General features: G+C 59.6%; 22 protein-coding genes. 5 read left to right on the top strand and 17 right to left on the bottom strand.

The features are described from left to right. The first annotated feature begins 52 nt into the window (after positions 1-52). The 5 genes from IRZ31_RS01970 (at position 53) to IRZ31_RS01950 (ending at position 4,399) form a co-directional block, all read left to right on the top strand. Positions 53-388 (top strand): hypothetical protein, encoded by a 336-nt coding sequence (locus IRZ31_RS01970; RefSeq protein WP_297148984.1) that lies wholly within the window; start codon positions 53-55, stop codon positions 386-388. Between the two features lie 328 nt (positions 389-716). After that, positions 717-2,534 carry an FAD/NAD(P)-binding oxidoreductase gene (locus IRZ31_RS01965; RefSeq protein ID WP_297148982.1) on the top strand — a complete coding sequence of 606 codons (1,818 nt, stop codon included), beginning with the start codon at positions 717-719 and terminating at the stop codon, positions 2,532-2,534. Beyond that, positions 2,535-2,828, top strand: a complete 294-nt coding sequence (locus IRZ31_RS01960; RefSeq protein ID WP_052891136.1) for a 4Fe-4S dicluster domain-containing protein — start codon at positions 2,535-2,537, stop codon at positions 2,826-2,828. Between the two features lie 4 nt (positions 2,829-2,832). Continuing rightward, positions 2,833-3,828 carry a hypothetical protein gene (locus tag IRZ31_RS01955; protein WP_297148976.1) on the top strand — a complete coding sequence of 332 codons (996 nt, stop codon included), beginning with the start codon at positions 2,833-2,835 and terminating at the stop codon, positions 3,826-3,828. Between the two features lie 184 nt (positions 3,829-4,012). Continuing rightward, positions 4,013-4,399 carry a hypothetical protein gene (locus IRZ31_RS01950; protein ID WP_297148975.1) on the top strand — a complete coding sequence of 129 codons (387 nt, stop codon included), beginning with the start codon at positions 4,013-4,015 and terminating at the stop codon, positions 4,397-4,399. Between the two features lie 291 nt (positions 4,400-4,690). Here the strand turns inward: IRZ31_RS01950 and IRZ31_RS01945 are convergent, their stop codons facing one another. From IRZ31_RS01945 to IRZ31_RS01865, 17 genes are all read right to left on the bottom strand, one after another. Then, the gene (locus IRZ31_RS01945; protein WP_297148973.1) at positions 4,691-5,494 is read right to left on the bottom strand and encodes a hypothetical protein; all 804 of its coding nucleotides are present in this window, start codon (positions 5,492-5,494) and stop codon (positions 4,691-4,693) included. Between the two features lie 275 nt (positions 5,495-5,769). Next, a complete protein-coding gene (locus IRZ31_RS01940) occupies positions 5,770-7,257 on the bottom strand; it encodes a replication-associated recombination protein A (RefSeq protein ID WP_297148971.1) in 1,488 nt (495 codons plus the stop codon). A 175-nt stretch (positions 7,258-7,432) separates the two neighbouring features. Further along, positions 7,433-8,353, bottom strand: coding sequence for a PfkB family carbohydrate kinase (locus IRZ31_RS01935; protein ID WP_297148970.1), 921 nt, complete (start codon positions 8,351-8,353; stop codon positions 7,433-7,435). A 220-nt stretch (positions 8,354-8,573) separates the two neighbouring features. After that, positions 8,574-9,575: an RNA-binding cell elongation regulator Jag/EloR gene (jag, locus tag IRZ31_RS01930; RefSeq protein ID WP_297148968.1), complete on the bottom strand. Its 1,002-nt coding sequence runs from the start codon at positions 9,573-9,575 to the stop codon at positions 8,574-8,576. A 309-nt stretch (positions 9,576-9,884) separates the two neighbouring features. Continuing rightward, positions 9,885-10,892, bottom strand: coding sequence for a YidC/Oxa1 family membrane protein insertase (locus tag IRZ31_RS01925; RefSeq protein WP_297148966.1), 1,008 nt, complete (start codon positions 10,890-10,892; stop codon positions 9,885-9,887). Between the two features lie 29 nt (positions 10,893-10,921). After that, complete coding sequence (yidD, locus tag IRZ31_RS01920) at positions 10,922-11,149, bottom strand: membrane protein insertion efficiency factor YidD (RefSeq protein WP_112430629.1); 228 nt, start codon at positions 11,147-11,149, stop codon at positions 10,922-10,924. Positions 11,150-11,151: 2 nt separating this feature from the next. Beyond that, complete coding sequence (gene rnpA / locus IRZ31_RS01915) at positions 11,152-11,547, bottom strand: ribonuclease P protein component (protein ID WP_297148959.1); 396 nt, start codon at positions 11,545-11,547, stop codon at positions 11,152-11,154. A 135-nt stretch (positions 11,548-11,682) separates the two neighbouring features. After that, positions 11,683-11,817 carry a 50S ribosomal protein L34 gene (gene rpmH, locus IRZ31_RS01910; protein ID WP_069805928.1) on the bottom strand — a complete coding sequence of 45 codons (135 nt, stop codon included), beginning with the start codon at positions 11,815-11,817 and terminating at the stop codon, positions 11,683-11,685. A 147-nt stretch (positions 11,818-11,964) separates the two neighbouring features. Beyond that, positions 11,965-12,630 carry an FHA domain-containing protein gene (locus IRZ31_RS01905; protein ID WP_297148954.1) on the bottom strand — a complete coding sequence of 222 codons (666 nt, stop codon included), beginning with the start codon at positions 12,628-12,630 and terminating at the stop codon, positions 11,965-11,967. A gap of 139 nt (positions 12,631-12,769) precedes the next feature. Next, positions 12,770-14,008: a VWA domain-containing protein gene (locus IRZ31_RS01900; RefSeq protein WP_112430635.1), complete on the bottom strand. Its 1,239-nt coding sequence runs from the start codon at positions 14,006-14,008 to the stop codon at positions 12,770-12,772. 49 nt (positions 14,009-14,057) lie between these two features. After that, a complete protein-coding gene (locus IRZ31_RS01895) occupies positions 14,058-15,971 on the bottom strand; it encodes a protein phosphatase 2C domain-containing protein (protein WP_297148950.1) in 1,914 nt (637 codons plus the stop codon). Positions 15,972-16,093: 122 nt separating this feature from the next. Next, complete coding sequence (locus tag IRZ31_RS01890; RefSeq protein WP_297148947.1) at positions 16,094-18,100, bottom strand: serine/threonine-protein kinase; 2,007 nt, start codon at positions 18,098-18,100, stop codon at positions 16,094-16,096. Between the two features lie 23 nt (positions 18,101-18,123). Further along, a complete protein-coding gene (locus IRZ31_RS01885; RefSeq protein WP_297148945.1) occupies positions 18,124-19,053 on the bottom strand; it encodes a PP2C family serine/threonine-protein phosphatase in 930 nt (309 codons plus the stop codon). 170 nt (positions 19,054-19,223) lie between these two features. Beyond that, positions 19,224-19,814, bottom strand: a complete 591-nt coding sequence (locus tag IRZ31_RS01880) for a hypothetical protein (protein ID WP_297148943.1) — start codon at positions 19,812-19,814, stop codon at positions 19,224-19,226. 655 nt (positions 19,815-20,469) lie between these two features. Beyond that, the gene (locus IRZ31_RS01875; RefSeq protein WP_297148941.1) at positions 20,470-21,282 is read right to left on the bottom strand and encodes a BON domain-containing protein; all 813 of its coding nucleotides are present in this window, start codon (positions 21,280-21,282) and stop codon (positions 20,470-20,472) included. Between the two features lie 323 nt (positions 21,283-21,605). Then, entirely contained in the window at positions 21,606-22,271 is a 666-nt protein-coding gene (locus IRZ31_RS01870) for an SCO family protein (protein WP_297148938.1), read from the bottom strand. 10 nt (positions 22,272-22,281) lie between these two features. After that, positions 22,282-24,138, bottom strand: a complete 1,857-nt coding sequence (locus IRZ31_RS01865) for a heme o synthase (protein WP_297148937.1) — start codon at positions 24,136-24,138, stop codon at positions 22,282-22,284. Positions 24,139-24,366: the final 228 nt, after the last annotated feature.

Raw genomic sequence — 24,366 nt, 5'->3', positions numbered from 1 at the left:
CCTTGATATAAAATACTCCTATGTATGGATATGAATTTCCGGGCTAGCGATTATGATTTCTCCGCGTAGCACAGCTGTCATATTTGTCCTGCTTCTGGTGGCTATCGTGTCGCTGGCCTGCATCAGCCCGCTCGCCCTGTTCAACCCAACAGTTACCCAGGGGCCAGGTGTCGAGCACGCCGATGGCAAAATTGTGGCGATTCAGCAGGCCGATATGAGCTTTGTGCTCCAGACCGCCAGCGGTCAACGCCTGCGCTTTCTCTGCGTAGAGCGCTGTCGTCTGGCGCTGCAGCATATGGAGCGGCATCTCCGTGAGAAAGCACATACCGATGTCTATTATTATCAGCAGACCACGGGCAAGCCTCCGGTTGCCTTTCAGGTAGATTAGCTGTCACCGTTGGTTCACTGGCTCTCATGCCCGTCTCAATTGAGGCTTTCGACTTGACAGCTTGATGCCTGAGCGCTCGAAGGCAATGATCTGCAGCGGCAGTCAGTACGGTGAACAGGCAAAGCAAGAGCCAGGGAGCGAGAGCTGTGAGCCTCCAGGTGGGTGGGTTGAGAGGATGCATTACGTGAGCGGGGAAGGGAACATAGGACCTCGTCGCTGGAGCCGGGGCCGGTCAAAGGCCAGGGCCTGGCCAGCGTGCCAGAGGGCAAGAAGCTGGTCACACTCAGGTGATGAACTCAGGTGATGGGTGAGTACAGATAGAGGAGATATGAGACAGGATCATGCAGGTCACCGGGCACCCTTTTTCAAAGGGACTGATCAGCCCAGTATTGATCGGGCCGATATTGTGATTGTTGGCAACGGCATCGCTGGTTTGACCGCGGCCATCCAGGCGCGGAGCTTCGAACCTGATGCCCGGATTGCTATTATCAGCGATCAGAACCATCCCACGATCAATACGCCCGCGCTCAAGCAGTTCGCCGTTGGCAAACTGACCCGTGAGCAGCTTTTAGCCTACCCCCCTGGTACAGAGCGCCAGGAGCGCATTCACCTGATCCACGCGCGGGTTGAAAAAATCAGTGCCCAGAGCAAGTCAGTGACCCTGGCCAACGGCAGCGCCTTTGGCTACGGTGCGCTGCTGCTAGCCACAGGTAGTACGCCGACTGCTCTGCCCTCTCAGTTGCCGGGACGCGATTTCGATGGCGTACTGACCTTGCACCGTCTTCAGGACTATCTGGATCTGCGGCGCCGTCTGCCCGAGGTCGAGGAGGCTGTGGTGATCGGCGGTGGCGCTCATGCCTGTGAAACAGTGATGTGCCTGCTGCACTGGGGCATCCATGTCCACTGGTTGATCCGCAGCGCTGTCCTGCTGCCGCGCATGCTGGACGAGACCGCTTCAGAGATGGTGCTGGAGCGCATCAGGCAGGCCGGGGCGACCGTCTACACTTCTACTGAAGTAATTGGCATTGTGGGCCGCGTGGGCAGTGTCATTGGCGTGGTAACCAATCATCAGCAGTTTATCCCCTGCCAGCTGGTCGTGGCCTGCACTGGCACCAAGCCGGTGACGACTCTGGCGAAACACTGTGATCTGCCCCTCAAGCACGAAAATGGCATCCTGGTCGATGACCGTCTGCGCAGTAGTGTCCGTGATATTTATGTGGCCGGCGATGTGGCGGCCCTCAAAAACCCGCTCACTGGCCAGTACGAGCCACGCGCTCAGTGGTACGCCGCTGTGGAGCAGGGCCGCATGGCCGGAGCAATGATGACTGGCCATCGTGAGGTCGTGCGCCCGTTCGGTGTCCCCTGGCATGCGACGCACCTGGGCGACCTGTCGATGCTCTACGTGGGCAATCCGCTGCAGTCACCTCCTGGAGCCTACGTGCTAACCGATACCAGTCGCGGTGGCTATCGCCGTCTCTTGCTGCAGGGCGATCGCCTTATTGGCTACCTCTCGCTCGGCCCGATGCAGCCCGATAGCCTGGCAATCAAGCGCATCATCGATGAAGAACTACCCGTGCGCGATATTTTGAAGGGCCTCTTGAAAGGTGAGTTCGATGCCCGCCAGTATTTGACACGCCAGCGCACCTACACCGCCCAGGATCTGGTAACCAGCGGACGTCTGGCCAGCGTGAAGCCCCCTGCTGTTCCGACGACCGCGCAGACCACACCCGAGCCAGCTCCCGCCTCTCGCAGCCTTGCTCCGGCTGCTGCAGCAGCTCAGCTTGAGCCTCGCCTGCCAACAACCGAACAGCTACCCCCACTCTCTACCGGGCCAGGTGCCGCATCTCAGCCAGCTCCGGCTTCTGCTCCTGCTGCGCATGCTGGCTCTCGTTATCCTATTTTGCGCGAAGAGGAGGAGATCAGTCCTTTCACCGGCACCTTGCCTGCTCTACCAGAGCAAGGGCAAGGACAGGCAGGGACACGCTTGAACTCTGGCAACCTGCTCTCTCCTCAAGAGCAGGGCCGCGGAGGACGGCGCAATCTGTGGGCTTACAGCGATCCTGCTCTGCCCGCATTCTCTCGTCAGAGTCCAGCGCAGATGCAGCATAGTCGATCCTACAGTGAGAAACGGGAGGGAGGACGTTAAGTGCGTAATCCTGTCCTTTTACATAAAACCGCTTCTCAGGTTCAACAGGAACTTGAGGCCTGCATTGGCTGCAACGAATGTCTGCTTGCTTGCCCAGCTCTTGATGAACCCCTAACGATCGATGTCCTCAATCGCGAGACCTTCGGCGGTCCGATCTCGGCTCCGGTTGCGCGCTTTGCCCGCTCGTGCTATCAGTGTGGTGCTTGCGTGCCTCCCTGTCCAGTGGGCCTGCACCGTGATGCCATGATGATGTGGCTGAAGATCCGTCTGTACCGTTCTGGAGAGGAGGATTGAACTGATGCCGGCTTCGCGTTCTTCCTCGCCCTATGATTATGCCTCCGATCGAGAGTGGGCTGGTACGAGAGGCTATCCACTCTTTTTCGTGTATATCAAGTCGCGCAATTTACTGCGGATAGCGCTCGGGTTGCTCATCATCGTGGCTGGGCTGGCATTCTGTATCTGGTATAGTCGCAATGGGAGCGATCCGACCCCTGATAGCCTTGTAGGTCTGACCTACGCCGTCCTGGGCACCGTTTTTCTCCTGTTGGCCGGCCTCCTCTATAGCTTGCATCGCCGCTCGCGGAAGAGCAAAAAGGTGATTGGCGGACTGCGCTCGGCCCTGGGCTGGCATATGTTCTTTGGTCTGACCGGTCTGGCTCTGATCTTCTATCACTCCTTTGGCAATTTTAACCCGCGCTCCGGCACCTATGCCCTCTATGGCCTCATTGCCCTGGTCATCAGCGGCATCATTGGACGCAGCCTTGATCGAATCATGCCGCGCCTGATTGCGAAAGAGGCCAGTAAGGCCCTGACTCAAGAAGGAGAGGATCGCATTGAAGCCATTTCGCAGCAGCTGCAGGCCATTGTCGAGCATAATATGCAGCGTGTGCGCGGCCTGACCCCATCGCCGGCCTCGGCCTCGCCCGCTATTTCGGCTCCCCCAGAGCGCGGAGGAGGCGCTGGACGCGGGCGTACCCTGCATGGTCCCTGGGACCTGGCCTATCTGACACTGGAGGAGACGCCCCAGGAGCTGAGCCGCTATGAACAGAGCTATCGCCTTGTACCCGATCGTAAGAGTCCTCTGAGCCGTCCCGGGGCCTTGCTACCCGGGGCCCAGGAGCAAATGGCGGCCTTGCGGGCGGTCGAACATGCCATGAGGCGCGAGCATTTCTATCGCTATGTCATTCGCTACTGGCGCATCTTCCATATCCTCCTGGCCCTGGTCACAGCGGGCCTGGTCATCTGGCACTTAGAGTATGCCGCCTCCCTGGTGATCCCCACGCTGTTCCATTAGGCTCATCCTGCAGCAGTCACAGACAGCAGGGCGGGCTGCCTTCCTTCCCTATCTGCCTGCCTGCTGTCTGGAGGGCCCGGATTGGGGAGAGCAGCCTGCCTCGCTCGCCATCACCCCCTCGTGGTCTCTCGGCCTGGAAAACCCCGGTAGCGCTTGCTACGTATTAAATAATGGAGGGAATGCTATGTCGAGAGAACTGCTTGTGCCTGGTACGCGCCCGCGGCGACTGTGGCCGAGGCGCCTTGATCTACTCTTTCACGTCATCAAGACCGTTCGCTTGATTGTCTACCTGCTGCGACATAAGCGTGTCGGAATTGGGCGAAAGGTACTCTTTGTGGGCGGTTGTGGCGTCTTTCTCTTGTTGCTTCTCTTCCCTGATGCCTTTGGCGAGCTGGTAAGCAGTACGCTGCTACCTGTAGTGGGAACTATCCTGGGAGTGCCTCTTGATGCTGGATTCGACTGGCTGACGCTGGTGCTTGTTCTGGTATCTCTCTTGCGCGTCTTCCCTGCCGAGATAGTAGAGGAGGGCTATCGTCGCATCTTCATTCAGCCAAAAAAAGCGCAGCCCTGACCGCCATTACCGAAGGCGCTCGCCCACCGGCTTCTCCGCCGATGCTGCACGCTAGAAGGCCGAAAAGACTATCAAAAAAACAGCAAGGCCATACTGCGCCGGTGGTGTCATCACCTCCGCTCAGAGCAGTATCCTGGCTCTTGTGCTAATCTTATCTGTGCTGTTCTGTTCCCCTGTTGTGATCCTCGATGGACCTGTGTCGCCTTGCCTGGTTAGGGAGGCAGACTAAGCTCTTCTCCCTGAGATCCCTGGAAGACAAAAACGGTGGCTGGTCCGTGGCTCTTTCCCTGCTCAGAGATGGATTTTGTCATTGGCATCAGACGGCCTGAACTTTGTCCCCGTGTTAATGAAAACAATGTTCTGATCGCCGAGGTGGATGATCATGTCAGGCTTGCCATCACCGTTGACGTCCTTGAACTCCAGGATTGGGGGAATCTGGTCGACATTCGAATTGGTGCCATAGAGATAGGGGCCGCCGTAGGTAATGGCTTTCGCAGGATCGCCAGCCATCAGCTCAACAACAATGATGTGGCCGTGCAGGTTGATGGCGATAAAGTGGCTCGGATGCTGAGGACTGTCGCCTCCATGACCAACGACGGCGTCAGTCTGATAGGTGCGCGGATTGCCATAACGGATGTCATCAAGGCGCTGGGTGCCCCAGGAGATCAGCCAGGAGGTAAGAACCCAGAGAGCCAACATGGCGAGCATGCCAACGCCGATAAAGAGCAGCCAGTGGATACGCCGATTTGATACTTTCTCTCTCGCGGGGAGGGGGCTTTTGTAAGGAGCTTTCTGTGAGGTCTGCGGCGCTGGCGCTGGTGTAGCTCGCATGCGCGCCGTGATGGCCGGGCTGGCCGTGGTTGTCACCGGCTGCTGAGCGCTGCGTCGGTAGGTGTAGGGCACCGGCATCTGGCGCGTGGTCGATTGCGGGCTTATGGCTCGCTGCGTCCCCGTGAGACGAGGGTCGTTGAGCCGAATGGCACTACTACCGGGCCGCGGTGGTCGTGATGCATCTGGATCGTCTTCTGCAAGATAATCGAGCGGATCTGGTGGTACATAGCCACCACGGCGTGTCTGCGTTGTAGGGAGGGGCATTTCGTCTCTTCTGAGCCGGACGGATCGCTTCGTTGTTGTGTATTGCTGCCTCTCTTCTCCAGACATTAGCTCTCCCTTTCTCGATCAGTTTTTCCTGGGCGCTGCGCACAATGTCAATGCACATTGCTCGACGAAAGCACCAGACGCACAAATTGCAAGCCCCAATAATTATGTAAGATAACCTGCCAGGTTGTCAAGGATAGATGTATATCAATTCAATGCAGACGTGTTTTGAAAAGAAAACGGCAGTTCCCTGCTTTTTGATGATATCTGTATCAGCATGAAGAATGTCTTTCTCCAGTAAAGGACGAAGAACCCTCACTGTGAGTATCAGAGTGAGCCGCGGGCGATGCCGGCTGACTTGGGGTGGAAGAGGTGCGACGTCGCTCCAGCCAGCGCCTGATGCTGGCCTCGTTGCCCTGCAGTCCAGGCTCGTAGTAGCGCCTTCCCTGCAGATTCGCTGGCAGGTACTCCTGCAACTGCACGGCTGGTGGTCGAGAAGGATCGTCGCTTTCCTCCTCAAGCTGGCGGTAGTAATCATGGGCATACTTATAATCTCTGCCGTATCCCAGCTGTTTCATCAGCGTAGTGGGAGCGTTGCGCAGAGAGAGAGGTACCGCTTCCTGACGCTGCTGGTGCACATCATCGCGCGCTCGCCCGTAGGCCAGGTAGAGGGCGTTGCTTTTCGGGGCGCTGGCCAGATAGACCACGGCCTCCGCCAGGGCCAGATCAGCCTCGGGCAGGCCCACGAACTGGACCGCCTGTTGGGCGGCCACACACAGAGGTAAGGCCAGGGGGTCGGCCAGGCCCACGTCTTCCGTGGCGATCCGAATCAAGCGGCGGGCAATAAAGAGGGGGTCCTCGCCCGCTTCCAGCATGCGCGCCAGCCAGTAGAGGCTGGCATCGGGGTCAGAGCCGCGGATGGCCTTATGCAGAGCCGAGATGGTATCGTAGTGTTGGTCGCCGCTTTTATCGTAGAGCAAGGCCCGCTGTTGCTGAGCCTCGGCCACCGTTTCCGCGGTGATACGTCCCTCTCGGGCGCCGGCGGCGGCCAGCTCCAAAACATTGAGTGCCGTGCGGGCATCGCCATTGGCGAAACGGGCGATCTGTTGCAAAGCCTCGTCGTCGATCTCCAGGTGATAGCGGCCCAGGCCCCGCTCCTCATCTTGTAAAGCTCTTCTCAGGAGCTGGATAACGGCCTCCTCGCTGAGCGGGTTCAAGGTAAAGACGCGGCAGCGCGAGAGTAGAGCGGCGTTTACCTCGAAAGAAGGATTCTCGGTCGTTGCCCCAATCAGCGTCAGCAGGCCCTGCTCAACGTAGGGTAAAATAGCGTCCTGCTGGGCCTTATTCAAGCGATGAATCTCATCAACAAAGAGAATGGTGCGCTGTCCTCGCAGCTGGCGTAGCCTGCGAGCCTCCTCGGTCACACGGCGCAAATCGGCCACCCCGGCGGCAACGGCGCTGAGCGTCACAAAGTGAGCGCGAGTCAGCCGGGCAATCAAGCTAGCCAGCGTTGTCTTGCCGCTGCCGGGCGGTCCCCACAGGATCAGCGAAGGGACGCGGTCCTCCTCCAGGCAGCGCCGTAGCAAGCGCCCCTCTCCAAGCAGATGTTCCTGTCCCACAAACTCATCAAGTGTTCGGGGGCGCAGGCGGGAAGCCAGCGGCTCAGCAGCTCTGTTTTCGCTGGCGGTGGCACTGGTGCGCGGCGGTGTGCCCTTCTGGCTGGATGCTGGATCTGGAAAGAGCGATGCTTGCTCCATCATAGCGCTTGGCCTTGTCGGCGCTCGCGATATCCTCCCGAGTGATGAGCGGTTTCTCCATTCTACCACGCGCGAGGTGCTGGCGTATAGCGCCGGTGCCCTGTCTGTTTGCCTGCTGACCTGTCTCAGGCTTTCTCGAAAGGAACCTGTTGGCGACTGGGGAGGGGGAGAGGATTAGTTAGCCGGCATCTGAGCCTCGGCGCTCGGCCAGGCGTTTCTCCACCTGGTCAGGGGAGGGGATACCGCGCGTGCCTACGGCTTCCACCGAGAAGGACGCCACGCAATTGGCAAAATCGACTGCGGCAGCAGGATCGCCGGAGCGGGCCAGCTGCACCAGAAATGCAGCTGCGAAAACATCGCCGGCCCCGGTTGGGTCAACCTCGCGCGCGGGATAGGCTGGAAAATGTTGAGCCAGGCCCTGGCGGAAGAGCGTGGCCCCCTCGCGGCCTGCCGTTGCCACCAGCAAAGGTACCAGTTGGCTCCAACGGCGTAGAATCGCCTCGGCCTCTGCCCGGCTGCCGTTGGCAAATGGCAGCAGGTCGTCATGGCTCAAGATAAGAGCATCCAGATGAGGCAGGACCTGCTCGGCAGCCTCCCAGGGCGTAGGCCAGATCCTACCATCGCTATCCCAGCGCCGCAGCCAGCCCTGGGGAGTGGCGGCCAGGAGGCGCCCCTCGCCGCGCGGGAAAAGAGCAAGCATCTCAGGGGTCAGCTCTTGGGCCAGGGGGGCCAGGAGCACGATCGGGGCTGCACGCCAGGGGAGAGGAACATCCTCGGTCTCCAGCGGCTCGCTGCGCGCGCGCAAATACTGGATGCGGAAACCATCCTGATAGCGATTCTCAAAGGTTGTCGTCGTAGCGGCCATACGAGCGGCCAGACCGATACCGGGCAGCAGCGAAGGCAGCTGCTGGCAGATGTCTGCGGAGGCGCAGGTCACAAGCGCTGCGGGCAGGCCGAGGCGCTCAACGGTCAACGTGGCGAAGGTCACTGTACCGCCGAGGGCGAACGAGCCATCAGGAAGCACATCGCGAGTAATATGACCAATGCACAGGAAAGCAGGTGGCTCAGCGCGAGCAGGCTGAAGGACGGTCGCAGGCATAAAAAGAACACCTCCCCTCTGGCGCGCGCAGCGCTGCACAGCGCAGTTTGATCACCTGTATCTGCCCGCCTGCACCTGAGGCAAGCCATACTTCTCCTGGCCGCTGTCCCTCATGAAGACGAAGGCAGGCAAGCGGCATATTGGCGAGCCGACAATCCCTTCTGATGAGAGGGAGAACCGGACCAGCCAGCCAGGCTGGCCAATCGATAACGGGCTTGGCTTAGGAGCGTCCGGGGCGCTTCAGAGAGATCACTACGCGGCGTGCATCTCCCTCACCAATGCTCTCCGTACTGATATCCTGGCTGTCGGCCAGAGCCAGGTGCACGATGCGCCGCTCGTGGGGAGGCATGGCCTCCAGGGCGATCGAACGGCGGTAATTGCGCACTTGCTGTGCCACTCGCAGAGCCAGCGAGCGCAGATTTTCCTCGCGGCGCTGGCGATAGTTCTCCGCATCGACGATAATGCGCATGCGACGTTTCGTGCGGTGACTGACGATGAGGTTCACCAGCAGCTGGAGGGCAGAGAGCGTTTCGCCGCGGCGGCCAATCAGCAGGCCCAGATTTTCATGAATGCCCTGGATATTGAGAGTAAGCGGATCGGTCGAGCGTACCTGGACCGAGGCGCGGATATTCATGTAGCGCAAGATCTGCTGGAGCACATCGACAGTCAGCTCGATGTCCTCGCGTGTAGGCTGCACTGGCTCCTGAGTGGCGGGTGAGCCAGTAGAGGACTCGGCGGGAGAAGGAGCAACGGGGGCCGAGGCGGAAGCTACACCAGCGGAGGTTGAGCTAACGGGAGGGGGTGGCGTAGAGGTGAGCTGCTCCCCACCAGGCAGATGCTGAGGGCGAGCCGTCGGCTGCACTTCCTGGGAGAAGGGCAGAGGCTCCTCCTCATCCTCGTTCTCATCCTCTGAGAAATCTACAAACTCTTCCTGACTGTCGTAGGCTCCATGAGAGGCGCTTGTGAAGAAATCCTCCTCCTCCTCTTCCCCCGCTTCGACCTGGCTTAGAATGGCATCGGCCATCTCAGGGGTGATCACTGCGCCGCGGCTGGGACGAACCGTCACCCGGACCCGTGCCTCGCGGCTGCCAAGTCCAAAGGCGCCCCGTGAAGGTTCTTGAAGGACTGTCACCTCGACCTCATCTCGGCGCCTGCCCAAACGGAGCAGAGCCTGCTGGACAGCTTCTTCAACGCTTTTACCACTGGCCTCAATGCTTTCCACTGCTTACTTGCCTCCCTTGAAGGTATCACACAATGCCGGGCAGAATGAGAAGCGAGAGCGAGAGCGCGAGAAAATCGGTCAGTTGGTTGCCAGCCGGGGCAGTGGTTCAACCTGGGTAGGGCAGACCAACCGAACCGAACCGGATCTGGGCCGTTATCGTATTGCAGCAGCCAGCCTCTCCTGGCTGACAAGGCCTGCTCTGCTCATCGGCTCTGCTAGTAAATTGCTAGGGTAGGCCAACGCAGCCCAATGAATCCATCCAATCCGCCCCAGCCCGGCACAAGGCAACCTGATCGATGCTGGCTCCTCCTAGCTGGGAGTAGCATTCCTCCTTCGCACAACGCCGCGTCGACGGGCCGAAGCGCTGCGCAGGTGGCGGCGTGATGCGCTCGTACCATTGCGCCAGGCGCGTTCATCCGAGAAAGCTGGTCGCGCCTCCTGTGACTCAATTGTCTCCTCAAGAACACGGGTCTGGGTCAGTTGCTCACGCTGCTTCTCCTCCTCTTTGCGAGAGGGAGAGAACGGGCTGGCTGGGCCTGTGACCAGGTAATACTGAGCCGCCATGATAATGGAGCCGACAGCCCAGTAGAGAGCCAGGCCGGCGGGGAAACTCCAGGCGAAGAAGAGAGTGAACAGGGGCATCACCCAGGTCATGATCTTCATCGTCTGCTGCTGGGCGGCCAGAGCATCAGGGGTGTTGGTGCCGGAGGAAGCCGTTGCAGAGAGAGAGCGATTGTTGCGGGACTGAGTCAGATAGAGTTGGACAAAGGTTGCCAGAGCGGCCAGGATCGGCAGAATGTGGGTTGGGTCGGGTAGAGCCAGCGACAGGTGCCAGGATGGGTTGATGAAGGTGAACCAATCGAGGTTGACGTTGGGGAAATGGCCAAACTTCGGCAAGAAGGGATAGATAAAGCCATTGAGCCGTTCCAACCCCTGATTTCCCTTCAACGAAGCATCATCGATGACCGCCCGGAAGGCAAAGTACAGCCCGTAGAGCACCGGAAACTGCAGGAGCAATGGCAGGCAGCCCGAGTACGGATTAATATTGTAGCGTTTGTATAGCTCCTGCGTGGCCTCTAGCTGGGCGCGTGGATCGTCGCGGAAACGCTCGCGGATGCGGCTGATCTCTGGCTGCAGCTCCTGCATTGCCTTGGCTGACCTCAGCTGCTGCAGCGTCAGCGGGAAGAGAATCAGGCGGATGATGAGCGTCAAGACGATGATCGACAGGCCGAAATCGCCAAAGAGGTGGTACAGCAGCATCAAAACGTTGAAGATGGGCTGCGTAAAGACGACATTGATAAAATCACTGATCCCCACGGGATTTCTCCTGCCTTCCTCGATCTTGCCTACTGGCCCAGGCGCTCAGGAACTGGGTCATAGAGATCTCCATGATAGAACGGGTGACAGCGTGCCAGGCGTTTCACCGTCAGCCAGCCCCCACGAATCAGCCCGAAGCGCTGGATTGCCTCGTACCCGTACTGTGAGCATGAAGGAACGAAGCGACACGAGGGGGGTAGAATGACGGAAAAGGTGCGCTGGTAGACACGAATCAGAAACATTGCAACGTACTTCACGGCTATCGACCTTTATGGACACTCCCTGCCGGGCGCTGCCGCCCAGACGCCTCATTGGCCTGCAGCAATCGCGCTCGGCGTAACAAAACCTGCAGCTCGGCCTTCAACGTCTGTAGATCAGCCTCAAGCGCTTCGCGCCTGGGAATCAGCACAAGGTCCGCGCCGCGCAGCCGCGGCAGACAAGGCCGAATGGCCTCGCTGAGCAAGCGTTTGAGACGGTTGCGCTGCGTGGCCAGCTTGAAGATGCGCCGGCTTACTACAAAGCCGACACGAACCTGATCGCTCTCCGTCGGTGCCCAGGCGAGGACCAACAACCTGGAGGCAACACTCTTTCCCTGCTGCCTGATCCGCTGAAAATCGCGGCTTCTGCGCAGGCGCAGTTCGCGTCTTAATGCCACCGTCTTGATAACTTCTGATCTATCATCTTCACCAACAGGTGAGAGAGAGCGCCTTGAGAGACACCCCAGGAAGGGAGCTACCGCAGGCGGCGAGTCGACGCCGTCGGGCCGAGTACGGCCCGCCTGCGGGGGGCGCTAGACTGTCAAGCGCCAGCGACCCTTCAGGCGGCGGGCCTTGAGTACTCGCCGACCGGCGCGCGTCGCCATGCGTTTCAAAAAGCCGTGTTCCCTCTTGCGGGGGATACGCTTCGGTTGCCAGGTGCGTTTCATAAACCCCTCGTTCTCCTCCACTAAAGGATGTCTTGTAGATTATAGCGGGTAGCGATCCTGGCTGTCAATGACGGGGGGAGGCATAGCTGGCTGCGCTCTGCTGGCAGCAGCTGCCTCCCCGCTTGGGCTCTTCTCTCCCCCTCTGGTTTACGAGGTTTTAAAGCGCAACAGCACGCGGCCCAGCTTGATCTCGTCGTTATCGTGCAGCGGCGTTGGCGTCTTGGGGGCCAGGCGCTGCCGGTTCAGGAAGGTGTAATTGGTGCTGTTCTCATCCTCGATCATGTACTGGCCATTCTGGATGAAGATACGTGCGTGCATGCGCGAGACACCGCCCTCCTCGCCGCCGTGGGGAGTGAGGTCGATGTCGGGAAAGATGTTGCTGACCGCATCTTCACGGCCAATCAGAATGTTGTCCTTCCCACTAATGTCGAACTCCTGGTTATCCGCCTCAACGATCAGTCGGGCGTGCAGGGCGGAACCTGCCGCCACGGGAGCAGGGGCGGGGGCAGGTGTTGCTGGCCCTGGGGAGGCCACGGGAGTGGCTGGCGCCACGCCTGGTGCGCTCACTGCCGCTGGTGCTCCCAGCAAGCTCACGCCGCAATTTGAACAGAAAGCCTCGCCTTGGGGATTCTGCGCGCCGCATGAGGGGCAGGTTTGCATGCCTGGCTGTGCGGCTCCACTGGGAGCAACGGGCGCTGCCGGGACAGGAGCCGCCGGCGCCGCTGGTGCTGCCGCACTCAACGGCTCACCGCATTCGTCGCAAAACGCCGAACCATCCGGGTTCTCATGACCCAGCGAACAATAAACTGGCATAATTCTACTCTCCTCCTCTAATCCTGTGTTACCCCTGAAGCACGCCTTCTCGCCTCTGCGCGCGTCGGTGGCGCAGGCGACCGACACCTTCAGTGAATCCTCTCGTGCTGTTCTGCTCTTTCTGCTCTGTTGCGTACTGTCAGGGCAGGATGTCGTCTAGGCGTTGCGTCAGCTTCCTCGTCTTGTTACCAATCGATTTGACTTGCTCTTGAGAGATCTGCTGTCCCTTACTGATCTGCTCAAGCGCCGCTTGTGTCTCTTCATCAAGGATGCGCGTCACATTGGGTGCCAGGCGGGTTGTTACCTTGCCTGTGCGCTTATACTCATCAAGGATGCGCGTCACGAGGCGCTGGGCGTTGGCCTTCTCAGCGAAATTCATGACTCGTGCGTTCACCTGAGCCGCCTGGTTAGGATCAGTAGTGAATGTGACTTTAATATCTTCACGAATGCGCTCGCCCACCAGGTTGGCAATGGGCACATCGTAGGACAACTCGGCCTGAGCGATGCGGAAGAGGCCCGCCGGGCGTGGATCGATGAGTAGTTCGACCAGCACGGCCTGGGGTGTCTCCTTCTCCAGGTCGCCCAGGGGAATCACCACCTGACGGTCTGAGAGGACAGACTGCCCGAGATCGCTGATGATGGGTAAGACTTTGACGGCCTTTTTCGGGGTGACGCCTGTTGGCAGGCGCAGGGTGAGGACGGCGTTGCGCACGGCTACTGCGACGGCGCTTTGAACCTGCTGCTGGAAGATGCTCATGGCGTCGGCGGGATTCCTGATGAATTCCGCCGGCATGCCCCCACTGAGCTGGCCAATGTCGTCTAGCAGATTCTCATCCCAGTCCTGTCCAATGCCCAGCGGATAGATGGCGATTCCCGCAGCTGCTGCTTCGCGGGCAAGCTGGCGACAGCGATCTGAATCGCCGTAGGTGACCCCATCCGTCAGCAGAATCATGCGATTGACGGTATTAGGAAAGCTGTAGCGTCGCAGTTCGTTGAGGCCCTGGATCATGCCCAGCGACATGGTGGTACCGCCTCCGTCGCGAATGCGGTCGATGGCCGCCTTCATGCCTACCTTGTCCTGAGCTGGCATGGAGGGGATAATCACCTGGGCCGTGTCGTCGAAGACGATGACGGAGACGTAATCAGTCGGCTCCAGGTGGTCGATGACCATCTTGACCGCCTCTTTAACGTTATGCAGCTTGGCTCCTTTCATGGAGCCGGAGTGATCCAGAACCAGGGCAAAATTCAGGGGCAGACGGACCTGGGCCATCATCTCGGTGGGCTTGGCCTCCAGCAGGACATAGGCGAGCTGGCTCCCACCGGTGACCGGCATATAGTCCTTCCCCAGCTGATACGCCAGCACTACCTCACCAGGCATAGTCTATCAGCTCCTTTCATTGGTGGCAGCCTTCAGTATACCATAGTGTTCAACGTACAAAGACCACAACAGCGCTGATGTTGTCTTCTCCCCCATTTGCATTGGCTGCCTCTATCAACTGGGCACAGGCTGTCTGTGGATCTGGGGCTGCGTTGAGAATGCTCTCGATCTGTGGGTCGCGTACCATCTCCCAAAGCCCGTCTGAGCAACTCAGCAGGATGTCTCCCGGGTACAACTCTTGCTTGAAGAGGTCGATCTGCACGTTGGGGCGATCGCCCAGGCTGCGGAAGATCTGGCTACGCTGCGGATGGGTGTACACTTCGTCAGGTTGGAGCAAACCGCCGGCCACAAGCTGCCCCACGAGCGAGTGATCGGTTGTCCGCTGGTAGAGTTGCCCGCCACGGACCATGTAGGTACGACTGTCGCCCACATTAACGATATACGAGTGGCGCCCCACAATCATAAAACCGGTCAGGGTGCAACCCATATCGGTCTTGTTCTGCTGGTTGATCTGGCAGAGGCGGCTGTTGGCCTCCTCGACGGCTTCCTGAAGCAAGCGCACAAGTTGGTCTTCCTCCGCGGGGGCCGGCGGTTGCTGGCTCTCCCTTTCGGCGCTCAGTGGGGCCGCCAGCAGGTCGCGGACAATGCGCTCGGCAATAGTATTGACGGCGACGCGGCTGGCAAGCTGACCGCTGGCGTGTCCTCCCATGCCGTCGGCGACGATGAAGATACCCATTGGTTGGGAGATGGATTCGTGCGAGCGCTCTAGAAGGAGAACCAGGGTGCTGTCCTCGTTCGGCTGATCGCGGCGCAGGATGCCCGCGTCGGAGAGAGCCGCCGCCATCAGATGCACGCCCTCGGGGAAGGGATCGCGCTCGGCCTGCGGCTGCTCAACGGCGTAGGTGCGCCCTCCTTCGATGAAAGTGTTGATGATATGACCGCCGGTGACCTGGGTCTCTGGACTGGTCCGCTCGCCGCTGAATTCGTGCAGAAGGTAGGGCATACCCAGCAATTCGGCGCCGCAGTTGATGCAAAACTCGTCACCTTCGGCATTTTCCTGGCTACCACAGTTCCAGCAGCGCTGGTAGCCCTGTTGGTCGGTGACCTGATAGATGCGCTCGTGTTCCTCTTCTTGTACGAGCTGGTTGATCAGGTAGCGCCCACCAAGGAGGGTGCCGCTCTCTAGTGGCCCGCTGCTCGCTCCTGCCACAGCTTCGCCGCCGAGATTCTCTGCTTGCTGGCTCTGTGACTCCAATTCCGCACTGGCTGCGGAGGTCTGCTCGGCAGCCTCTGGCTGAGCAGGTTGATCTGCTGATGGTTGCTCTTCCACCGCGGTTGTTGTCCCTTCTTGTGATTGTTCTTCTGTTGCTCCTTCGGCGGCTGGCTCTGCCGGGCCCTCAGCAGCGCCGCTGACCGCAGCAGAAGCCGGCTGCTCGCTCTCGACAGGCTGAGCTGCTGAGGCCCCCATCAGCTCGCCGCTGCTTGGCGGACTGCTGCTAGCTGCCGCTGAGCCTGGCTCTGCCTGGCCACTTCTCTCGCCGGTCGCAGCTGCTGATGCAGGGGACTGCTCACTGACAACGGCGCCGCCCGGAGTCTCGGCCATCCTCTCGCCCATTCCCGGCGCAAGCAGAATGGTTGGTAAGTCGGCGACGTCCCTGGTCTCCTGTTCCGGTCTGCTATTCGCTTGCTGTTGCTGCCGTTCGGCCTCCTCTAGCTCACGCTGCCAGCGCTGGCTATGGTAGGCCATCATGCGCTCGGGGGTAAGGATCAGTGTCGGTGCCAGGCTTGGGTCTTCCGGTTCCTGGCTGGCGGCGACGCGCTCCACTCCCTGGGATTGCCCGGTTGACTGCTCGGAAGCGGCGGAACTTTCGCCGGCGGGGGCTTCCCGCGGAAGTGAGCGCCCACAGCTTTTGCAGAATTTCGCATCGTCGCGGTTGGGCGTGCTGCAAACTGGACAGATCATACCTGCTCTCCTCGCTCTCTGAGACGGATTCGATCCTCTCTTCTCCTGGTGTTCGGCTCAGGAGTGGCTGGCGACGATTCTTTCATTCATTCAGGTATTGTTGATGCTCCAGGTCAGGCTCATTACAGCTGCTTTTGTAGGCGCAGCGCCTCGGCGCTGTTGGGATCGCGCTGTAGAGCTTCGCGGAGCATTTGTCTGGCTTCCACCTTTTTACGCATTTTCAGATAGCACGTGGCCATTGCGCTATAGATCTCGGCCCGCTCGGGATCGCGTTGCCGCGCCTGTTCAAGGGCGCTGAGGGCCTGATTCCACTGGTTGGCGCGCATGTGAGCGCGACCCAGCTCATACCAGCCATCCACGTGGGAGGGGTCGCAGCGCGTGGCCTCCTGGAGGACGCGGATCGCCGAGTTGTACTGGCGTGTTTCGCTGTAAAGGCGGCCCAGGGCGAGCAAAATGAGGGCATGATCGGGATTAATCTTGAGACCTTCGAGCAAGTAGCCCTCGGCTTCGCGATGGTAGCCCTGTTTCATGGCCACCTGCCCGAGCTGATAATAGATGGCCGCGTCCTGAGGGGCAATGCGCTGTGCCTCTTTGAAAGCGGCCTCGGCCTTGGGATAAAGGCCCAGGTCGAGATAGCAGAGGCCGAGCTGGAAGTAGGCATCCAGAGCGTTCTGCCGGTTATTGACCGCTTGGGCGAAGTACTCAGCAGCATGTGTCATATTTTCATGAAAAAGCTTCTCATCTTTATCGCGCAGGGACTGGGCGTACTGGCGATACGCTCGGGCCAGGCTGTAGAGTACGTCGTAGGTAGGGCGACCCAGGGACAGCGCTTGCTTGAATTCCTCAATCGCCTCGACGTAGTGCCGGTTGTTGAGATCTTGCAAACCGCGCCGATAGAAGGCCAGTGGGTCGTTGCTGACCGGGGCGCCGACGGAGACGGGACGGGCGCGGATCGGCTGGCGCACAACGCCTGCTGGCAGTGAGGCGTAGGCTTGTGCCTGCATGCGTACATTCGGGGGGACCGCTGCCGCTCCCTGGAACAGGGGTTGACCATCACGCTTACAAAATTTGGCCCCCGGACGGTTCTGCAGGCCGCAGCGGGGACAAATTGGCCCTGGGCCCTGGGGCGCCTGGGGCAGCGGCGCCGCCGGCGCTGAAGCCTGTCCGCCTATGGCCGGCACCACGATGGTGGCGTTGGGCGAGATCGCCGGAATCTGAATGGTGGCGGGCGCCGCCTGACCAGGCAGACACTGCTGCAAGGCTACTCGCATGGCCTCGGCGCTCTGAAAGCGATGGGCCGGGTCCTGCTGCATGGCTTTGATAATCACCTGCTCGATCGGGCAGATGATGCGCCCTTCCACCTGGATCGTGCGCAACTTCGGATTCTTGGCGCGGATGCTGCCAGGAGCCGGCGTCTGCATCGGCTCCGGCTCCTGGTTGGTCAGCAGGTGATACATGGTGGCCCCAAGCGAATAGATGTCCGAGCGGGCGTCGGTTTGAACCAAACGACCGGGGTTCTGAGGTGAGCGCTTCTGGCCCGGAGCAGTAATTGAGCCAAGATGCTCGGGTGAGGCATAGGATATGGTGCCCAGGTTCTCTGTGTTGGTGCGCTTGTTCGGGTTGAAGCGGCGCGCTATCCCAAAGTCGATCAGCTGGACATCGCCCTCCGGCGTGATCATGATATTGCCGGGCTTGAGGTCGCGCAGAATGATCGGTGGGTTACGCGAGTGGATGTAGCTGAGGGCCTCACAGACCTTCATCATCCAGCGAATGACCTGTTCCTCATCGAGCGGCCCTTTGTTCTCTTCCAGGATCTTATCGAGGCTTTTACCGGGCACAAATTCCATGACAAAGTAGTAATTGCCCCGTTCCTGGAAGCTAACAATCAACGAGGGGATATTAGGATGCTTGAGATTGAACATCAAATCAATCTCTTTATTGAAGCGCTCGATAGCGGCCTTGCGCTCCTCTTCTGGCATTCCCGGGTTGATAAGCAGCTCCTTGACAGCGCGATAAAAGCCGGGGCGGTCAACCTGCTCGACCTTGTAGACGGTACCCATTCCACCTTCGCCGAGCACTTCAACAACGCGGAATTTACCATCGAGAATTGTGCCGATCGGGAGAGCCATAGCGCTTTCTTCCTCAACCGCCTTCAGGCCGCCTCGACGCGCACGACAAGGGCTGTGATATTATCTTCGCCCCCGTGTGCGTTGGCCAGAGCGATCAGCTGATCGCAGATGTCCTGAAGGGACTTTTGTTCGCTTAAGGTTTTGCAGATTTCGTCATCGCGGACCATTTCCCAAAGCCCGTCACTACAGAGAAGCAACATATCACCAGGCTGCAAGCGCTCCTGAAAGATGTCTACCTCGACCTGCCGCCGGCCCGCCCCCAGCGAACGGTAGATGAGATTGCGCTGAGGATGAGTGTAAATCTCTTCAGGCGAAATCTGGTGAGCTTCGACCAGCTTGGCTACCAGCGAATGGTCGCGTGTCAGTGGCTTGAGCTGGCCATGACGCAGCAGGTAGGTTCTGCTGTCGCCAACATTGGCGATGTAGGCCATGCCCTGGTAAACCAGGGCCGCGGTGACGGTGCAGCCCAGTCCCCGGGCCTCTCTTCGCTGCTCGCCGTGGTGGATGATGGCGCTGTTGGCCTGCCTGATGGCGTTCACAAGCCGCTCTTCGACGGAGCGCAACAACGGCGTCTCAGGTAGTCTGATCGTCAGTCGCGCTTGTTGCTCCGGGGCGGGTGAATGATGGGGGACGGCTTCGGGGCTGCTTCTCACCGTGGGTTCCTCCTCGACTGGAGGAGCCAGTTTCACGGTCGGCTGCTCCTCTATGGGGGGAGTGAGCTGAATGGTTGGTTGCTCACTAAGCGGCTGGAAAAAGCTGTCGAGGGCCTGGCTGATCGTTTCTACCGCCAAGCGGCTGGCAACTTCCCCTGCACGGTAGCCACCCATTCCATCGGCGACGATGAAAAGGGCTACATCCCCCTCTGGGCTGATCCGCCGATAGGCGCAGTCTTCGTTCTGTTCTCGTTGCCGACCAACATCGGTTTTATCCGCGGCAAGCAGTCTTAATGGCATGGTCGAATACCTCATGCAGGCGGGCTTTTCTGCCTGTATTTCACTGTTTGTTTGCTATAGCATAACTCATATTTATGGGAGAGGTAAAAGGCACAGACCGCCTCTACCTACGTCATTTAAAAAGGGTTCAGGAAGCTCTCATTACTGTATCATCTAGCCTTGACACTAGTCTATACGTGGCATGGGTGCGAAGGTTGTAGCCAGGGGGCGGAGAGGTAGGAGCGCGGCTGCTGGCCCAGGGTCCACCATAGGAGAGCAGCCAGCGCAATCGCCAGACCTATTCCCGCAATGACCAGTTGCCCCATCAGGCCGACAATGACCAGAAGCAGACCGGCAGCCGTTGCCAGCGGGCAGAAGCTAGCCTGATGGGTCGCGGCCTCCGCGACCAGCGGCTTGGCCGAGAGCTGCTCTTCGATTAATGCATATAGAAAACGGGCATCGAAAGGTTTACGTACGTAAAATGTAGTTTCATCTTGCGGAAGGCAAGGCGTTTCCCAATCCCAAGACAAGACGATGGCTGCTACTCCGGCAAACTGCGGTTGAGCGCGCAGGATCTGCAGGAGGGAAGCATCTTGCCTGCGACCTGTATCGATGTCTATGACCAGGAGTCCTGGCCGGCAATCAGGTGAGAGAGAGGGCCAGTGCTGGGGATCGGTCGCGATGACCGAGATCCCTTGTTGTTGCAAGCCCAGGGTGATCAGGCGCCGTAAGGAGGCTTCTGCCTCGATCAACAGTACAGTTTGGGTGGACGAATCCGCCATTGCTCTCTGGCCTCCTACTCAGCGGCGGCTTGTGATGGACAGTCATGCTCAGAGACTGGTTTCCTTCCCGCAGAGTGGCGTCCTCTGTGGCAGCATCTCTATGGGCAGACTATTATCTCCCTGTTAAGGTACGACGTTATAATCCCAAGCGATCTAGACATAAGCCTGCGGCGGCCTCCGTCTCTTCCCCTCGGCTGTAGCCGCGGGGCAGCAGAAATGGACCTGTCTGGGGCTATTACCATCCCTCTAAAGGATACGTTTCGCTCGGGCGAGTGGTTACAGAATGTTGAGTTGAGCGGATGCCCGGTCCCAACAGGCGAAAGTCCGATCTCTATCTTCGCGTTCGCACTCGCAGGTACTTTTGCATCCGGCAGAACAAGATGTTGTGAGCCAGCCAGGTGCGCAGGGGGAGCTTTGACAGGCCGCTGCCTCTCTTCCTCCCAGGAAACAAAGAAAGGAGGCGGGCAGAAGCGGTTCCTTCTGCTCGCCTTGCTTGCGTCGCCTCAGTGCAAAAAGAATCTGCAAAGCGACTGGCAGTCTAGCCAACCAGGTATAATCGTTGACATGGTGAAAACAGGGCTCGTGTCGAGCGAGAACAGAAACCCCTTCCTAGTCTGTTCTCGCTCGTCCCGCTGGCCGGATGAGCGAAAGGAGACTAGCCCTTGCCGACTTTCCCCTTTGTGCGGCCCAGCTCGCCGGGGATATCCTCATTCAGGCCGATGTGGTTCACCACTACGCGCACGCCAGGAATCTGGATCAGCTCATCCTCCAGCAGATACTTCATCTGGCGCGTAGGCACCTCGCCGTAGAGGTGGAGGACGTAGTTTTCAATAAGCACCCGCAGGTCTGTGGCGCCCTCCAGCTTGCCCGCCTCTTGTAGCTTAGCAATGCGGCGGTTGGCCTCGTTGAGGATGGCATCCTCAGCGATAATGAAGTTGCGCACATCGATCACATGGGGCAGCTTACGAATCTCTTCCTCGATGGCCTGCTTCTGAGCCTCCAGCTCCACCTTACCGTAGAGGGCCAGGACCACACCCTCCTGCTCTACCTCCACGTTGACCGGGTGGGCGCTCCAGGCCAGATCTCCGCGCACCACCAGGCGATCGACAATCTCCTGCGCCTGCTCGCGCACCGCCTCGGCTAGCGGACTGACCTCGCCCTCGGCGGTGCCGACACCGAAACCGGGGTAGGCCTCGGCATGAGCATGAGCCTGCGGGTCTTCCAGTCCCCAGCCGACGATCCCGATGAGCGTGCCCAGCGCACCGAGTAAAGCCAGCACCGGCGTCTGATCGATGATCAGCAGGCCGATGAAGGTCACCAAGATTGACACGCTGGCGATCAGCGGCCAGTAGCTAGGAATAGGCAGGTGATGCTCTCCTGCCCCCTCCTGCTCCTCCTCATAGGCCGGGAGGAGCGTAGCGGTCAGGTCACCTGTCGCGAGATTGATGCCTTGCAGGTGAGTTTCCATACTTATCGCATCTCCGCGAAATCTTTCTACTGCAGAATAAATAGCGTACGAGCACGGACAGATTGCAAGAGTCCTCTCCTTTTCTAAGGATAGCAGGAGAGGAACATTCTTGCAAGCCAGGCCCCGCAGCTCCAGGCTTTCAGATAGGGGCGCCATCCTCCCCGTCGCTCTTCTATTGAACGCAGCGCCTCGCCCGTCTGGCCTGTGTGCTACCGCCAGTAGCTCTACACCTTTTCCGTCCTCGCTCGTGCTTGTCCCGTTCTGCTGCCTGCTCGTGCGTGCCTCGACTTCCTGCCCGAAGAGCGAGCCAGGCTGCGCTGGCACTACTCCTTAAGCAGTATTTTCAAGTCGCTTGTTAGCTGAGATGGGTCGAAGTCATCGCTCAGGAGGACGCGCTCGCGTCCCTGTTTATCCAGCACATAGAGCACGGCGGTATGGGATACCGAACCGCTGCTACTATTGGCGGTAGCCGCCTCGGCATCGATACTATAGGCGCTCCAGATAGGCGAGAGAGCCGAGCGCGAGCCGATCAAGAAGTGCCAGTAGGCGGTCATCTTGTGAGTATTCGAAAAGGCCAGAGCGGCGGACTGGGTATCGCCTACCGGGTCGACGCTCACAGCCAGGACCGCCACGCGCTGGGCATCGCTGCCGAGCTGCTGCATGACTGTATGCAGCTTATCGGCGGTCAAGGGGCAGACCGTTGGACAATGAGTATAGAGGAAGGTGATCACCACCGGTTTCCCCTTGAACTCTGCCAGCGAGACAGAACGACCGAACTGATCTGTGAGCTGGAAACCGGGGGCAGGTCGACCATCGAGCAGCGTCCCCTGCAGCCCAGAGCTGCTAGCGGTGGGCTGAGCTGCAGGCTGGCCGTTGGCGCTCCCTCCCTGGCCGGCCCGCAGGTTCAGCACAGCCACCACGAGAACCACCAGCAAGGCCATTGTCAATACCGAAAGGCGCGAAGCCAGACGCCAGTTCAGCCACCTCACGACTCAGCTCCTAATGGAAAATGACGCGATCCAACACCATTGCGGCGAAGATCATCGCCAGATAGCAATTAGAATACCAGAACAACGTGCGGGCCCAGCGCCGTGAGTGTCTCTCCCAAAGGAGGCGCAGAGCCATGTAAACCAGGATGCCCCCCAGTACCAGCGCTGCCGCCAGGTAGAGGTAGCTCATCGCCCGCATGGCGAAGAGCACCAGCGTCACTGCCAGCAACAGCAGCGAGTAGAGGAAAATCTGCTTGCGCGTCTCCTGCTCGCCGAAGAGAACCGGGAGCATAGGCACATGGGCCTTCTCGTAGTCTTTCTCGATCAAGAGCGAGAGGGCCCAGAAGTGGGGCGGTGTCCAGTAGAAAATGATGGCGAAGAGCCAGATCGCTGGCAGCGAGATCGTACCAGTAACCGCCGCCCAGCCGACAAGGACAGGAACAGCGCCGGCGGCTCCCCCAATGACGATATTCTGGGCCGTGGTGCGTTTCAGCCACATGGTATAGACGCCCACGTAGAAGAGAATGGCGCCGCAGGCCAACACCGCGCTTAGCAGGTTCACAAAGAGGGCCAGGATTAAGAAAGAGGCTACGCCCAGCGCGAGACCGAAGATAAGGGCCTGGCGTGGCTGCACGCGCCCGGCGGGAAGAGAGCGCCGTGACGTGCGGGACATGATGCTATCGATATCGCGATCGTAGTAGCAGTTAATGGCATTGGCGCTGCCCGCTGCCAGAGCGCCGCCCAGCAAAGTCGCCACTGTCAAGCCCAGTGGGGGCAGGCCCTGGTAGGCGATGGCCATCGCCGCCGCGGTTGTTCCCAGCAGCAGCACCGTCACATGGGGTTTCATCAGATCGATGTAGCCCGAGATCGTCTGGCGCAGGGGGCTGACGCTCTCGCGCGCAGCGGCCTCAGCGGCCTCCAGTTGCTCCAGCTCAGCGCCCTGGGGAGCAGCGCGCAACTGGCGAGCGGCCAGAACGGCCAGGAGAACCAACAGGCCCCAGACGGCGCTTGCCACTGCCAGGTGCAGACCGCGCATAAAGGTTGCCGCATCCTGATTGGAAATGCTCCCGAAATGCAGCGAGCCACTGCCGAGCAGGGGAATGGTGCCGCCGATCAGGGACTGCAGGACAAAGAGCAAGGCGGCAGCTACAGCCACGCGAGCCTGGCCGGGTGCGACGTGGCGCCGACGCCAGGCTGTATAAAGGGTCCAGGCCACCACCAGCCCTACAATGGTCGCGATCAGCCGGTGAAGCGTATTAATATCTCCCAGGCGCGCCATGCCGGGAAGCGTTTGGCCACACAGGGGCCAGCTCGTGCAGGCAAAAGTCGCCCCGCTGCCGACCACGTAGGAACCGCTCAGCATCAACCCGTAGACCAGCAAAGCCGTTGTCAGTGCCAGGCGCAAGAAACGACGGGTCTGTGCCGGGTGCTCCTGGCTGGGAGAGGGCTGGCCAGCCATCACCGCGATCGTAATCACTGTCGCGAAGATAGCCAGGGCCGTCGCCAGGTGGGCAGTAATAATCTCGGGGGGCAGCTTCCAAAGGACCGTCAGCCCTCCCAGCACAATCTGCACTACCAGCAGCACGGGAGCGATCAAGGCAGGGATCAGTACCTGCCGCTCCTTCCGTGCCCAGAGCAGGGCGCAGATGGCCAGGACCACGATCAAGATGCTGACGATCGAAGCCGTATAGCGGTGTGACTCCTCAAGCAAGGTGCGGATATTAGGAAAGACAAAGGGCCGGCCATAGCAGAGTGGCCAGTCGGGGCAGCTCAGGCCGGCGTCGTTGACACGCACCGTTCCCCCCAGTGCCACCAGAAAATATGTGAAACCAACCGCGACCCATGCGATACGGCGTATAATCTTCATAACAGCTACAGGCTCCCCATCAAGAGTCTCTACAGGTAAATAATAGCCCGCTCTGTCCAGTCAGCTAAGAACACTGTCAGTATTGTCAAACCTGAACCTGATACTGTCCTTACAGGCAGAGAGGCGTACCTTACAGTTACCTGAACGCTGTTGTCGCCACCGCTTTCCCTTGCTATAGTATCTAAGAGCAGTTTGGCGGCAGGCGAGCCAAGCGCTGTTCGGAATTGT

Origin of the sequence: Thermogemmatispora sp. (assembly GCF_019683635.1) — a bacterium.
Taxonomy (GTDB): Bacteria; Chloroflexota; Ktedonobacteria; order Ktedonobacterales; family Ktedonobacteraceae; genus Thermogemmatispora.
The sequence above is the reverse complement of the archived record's forward strand: the minus strand, read 5'-3'. Positions and strand labels throughout refer to the sequence as shown.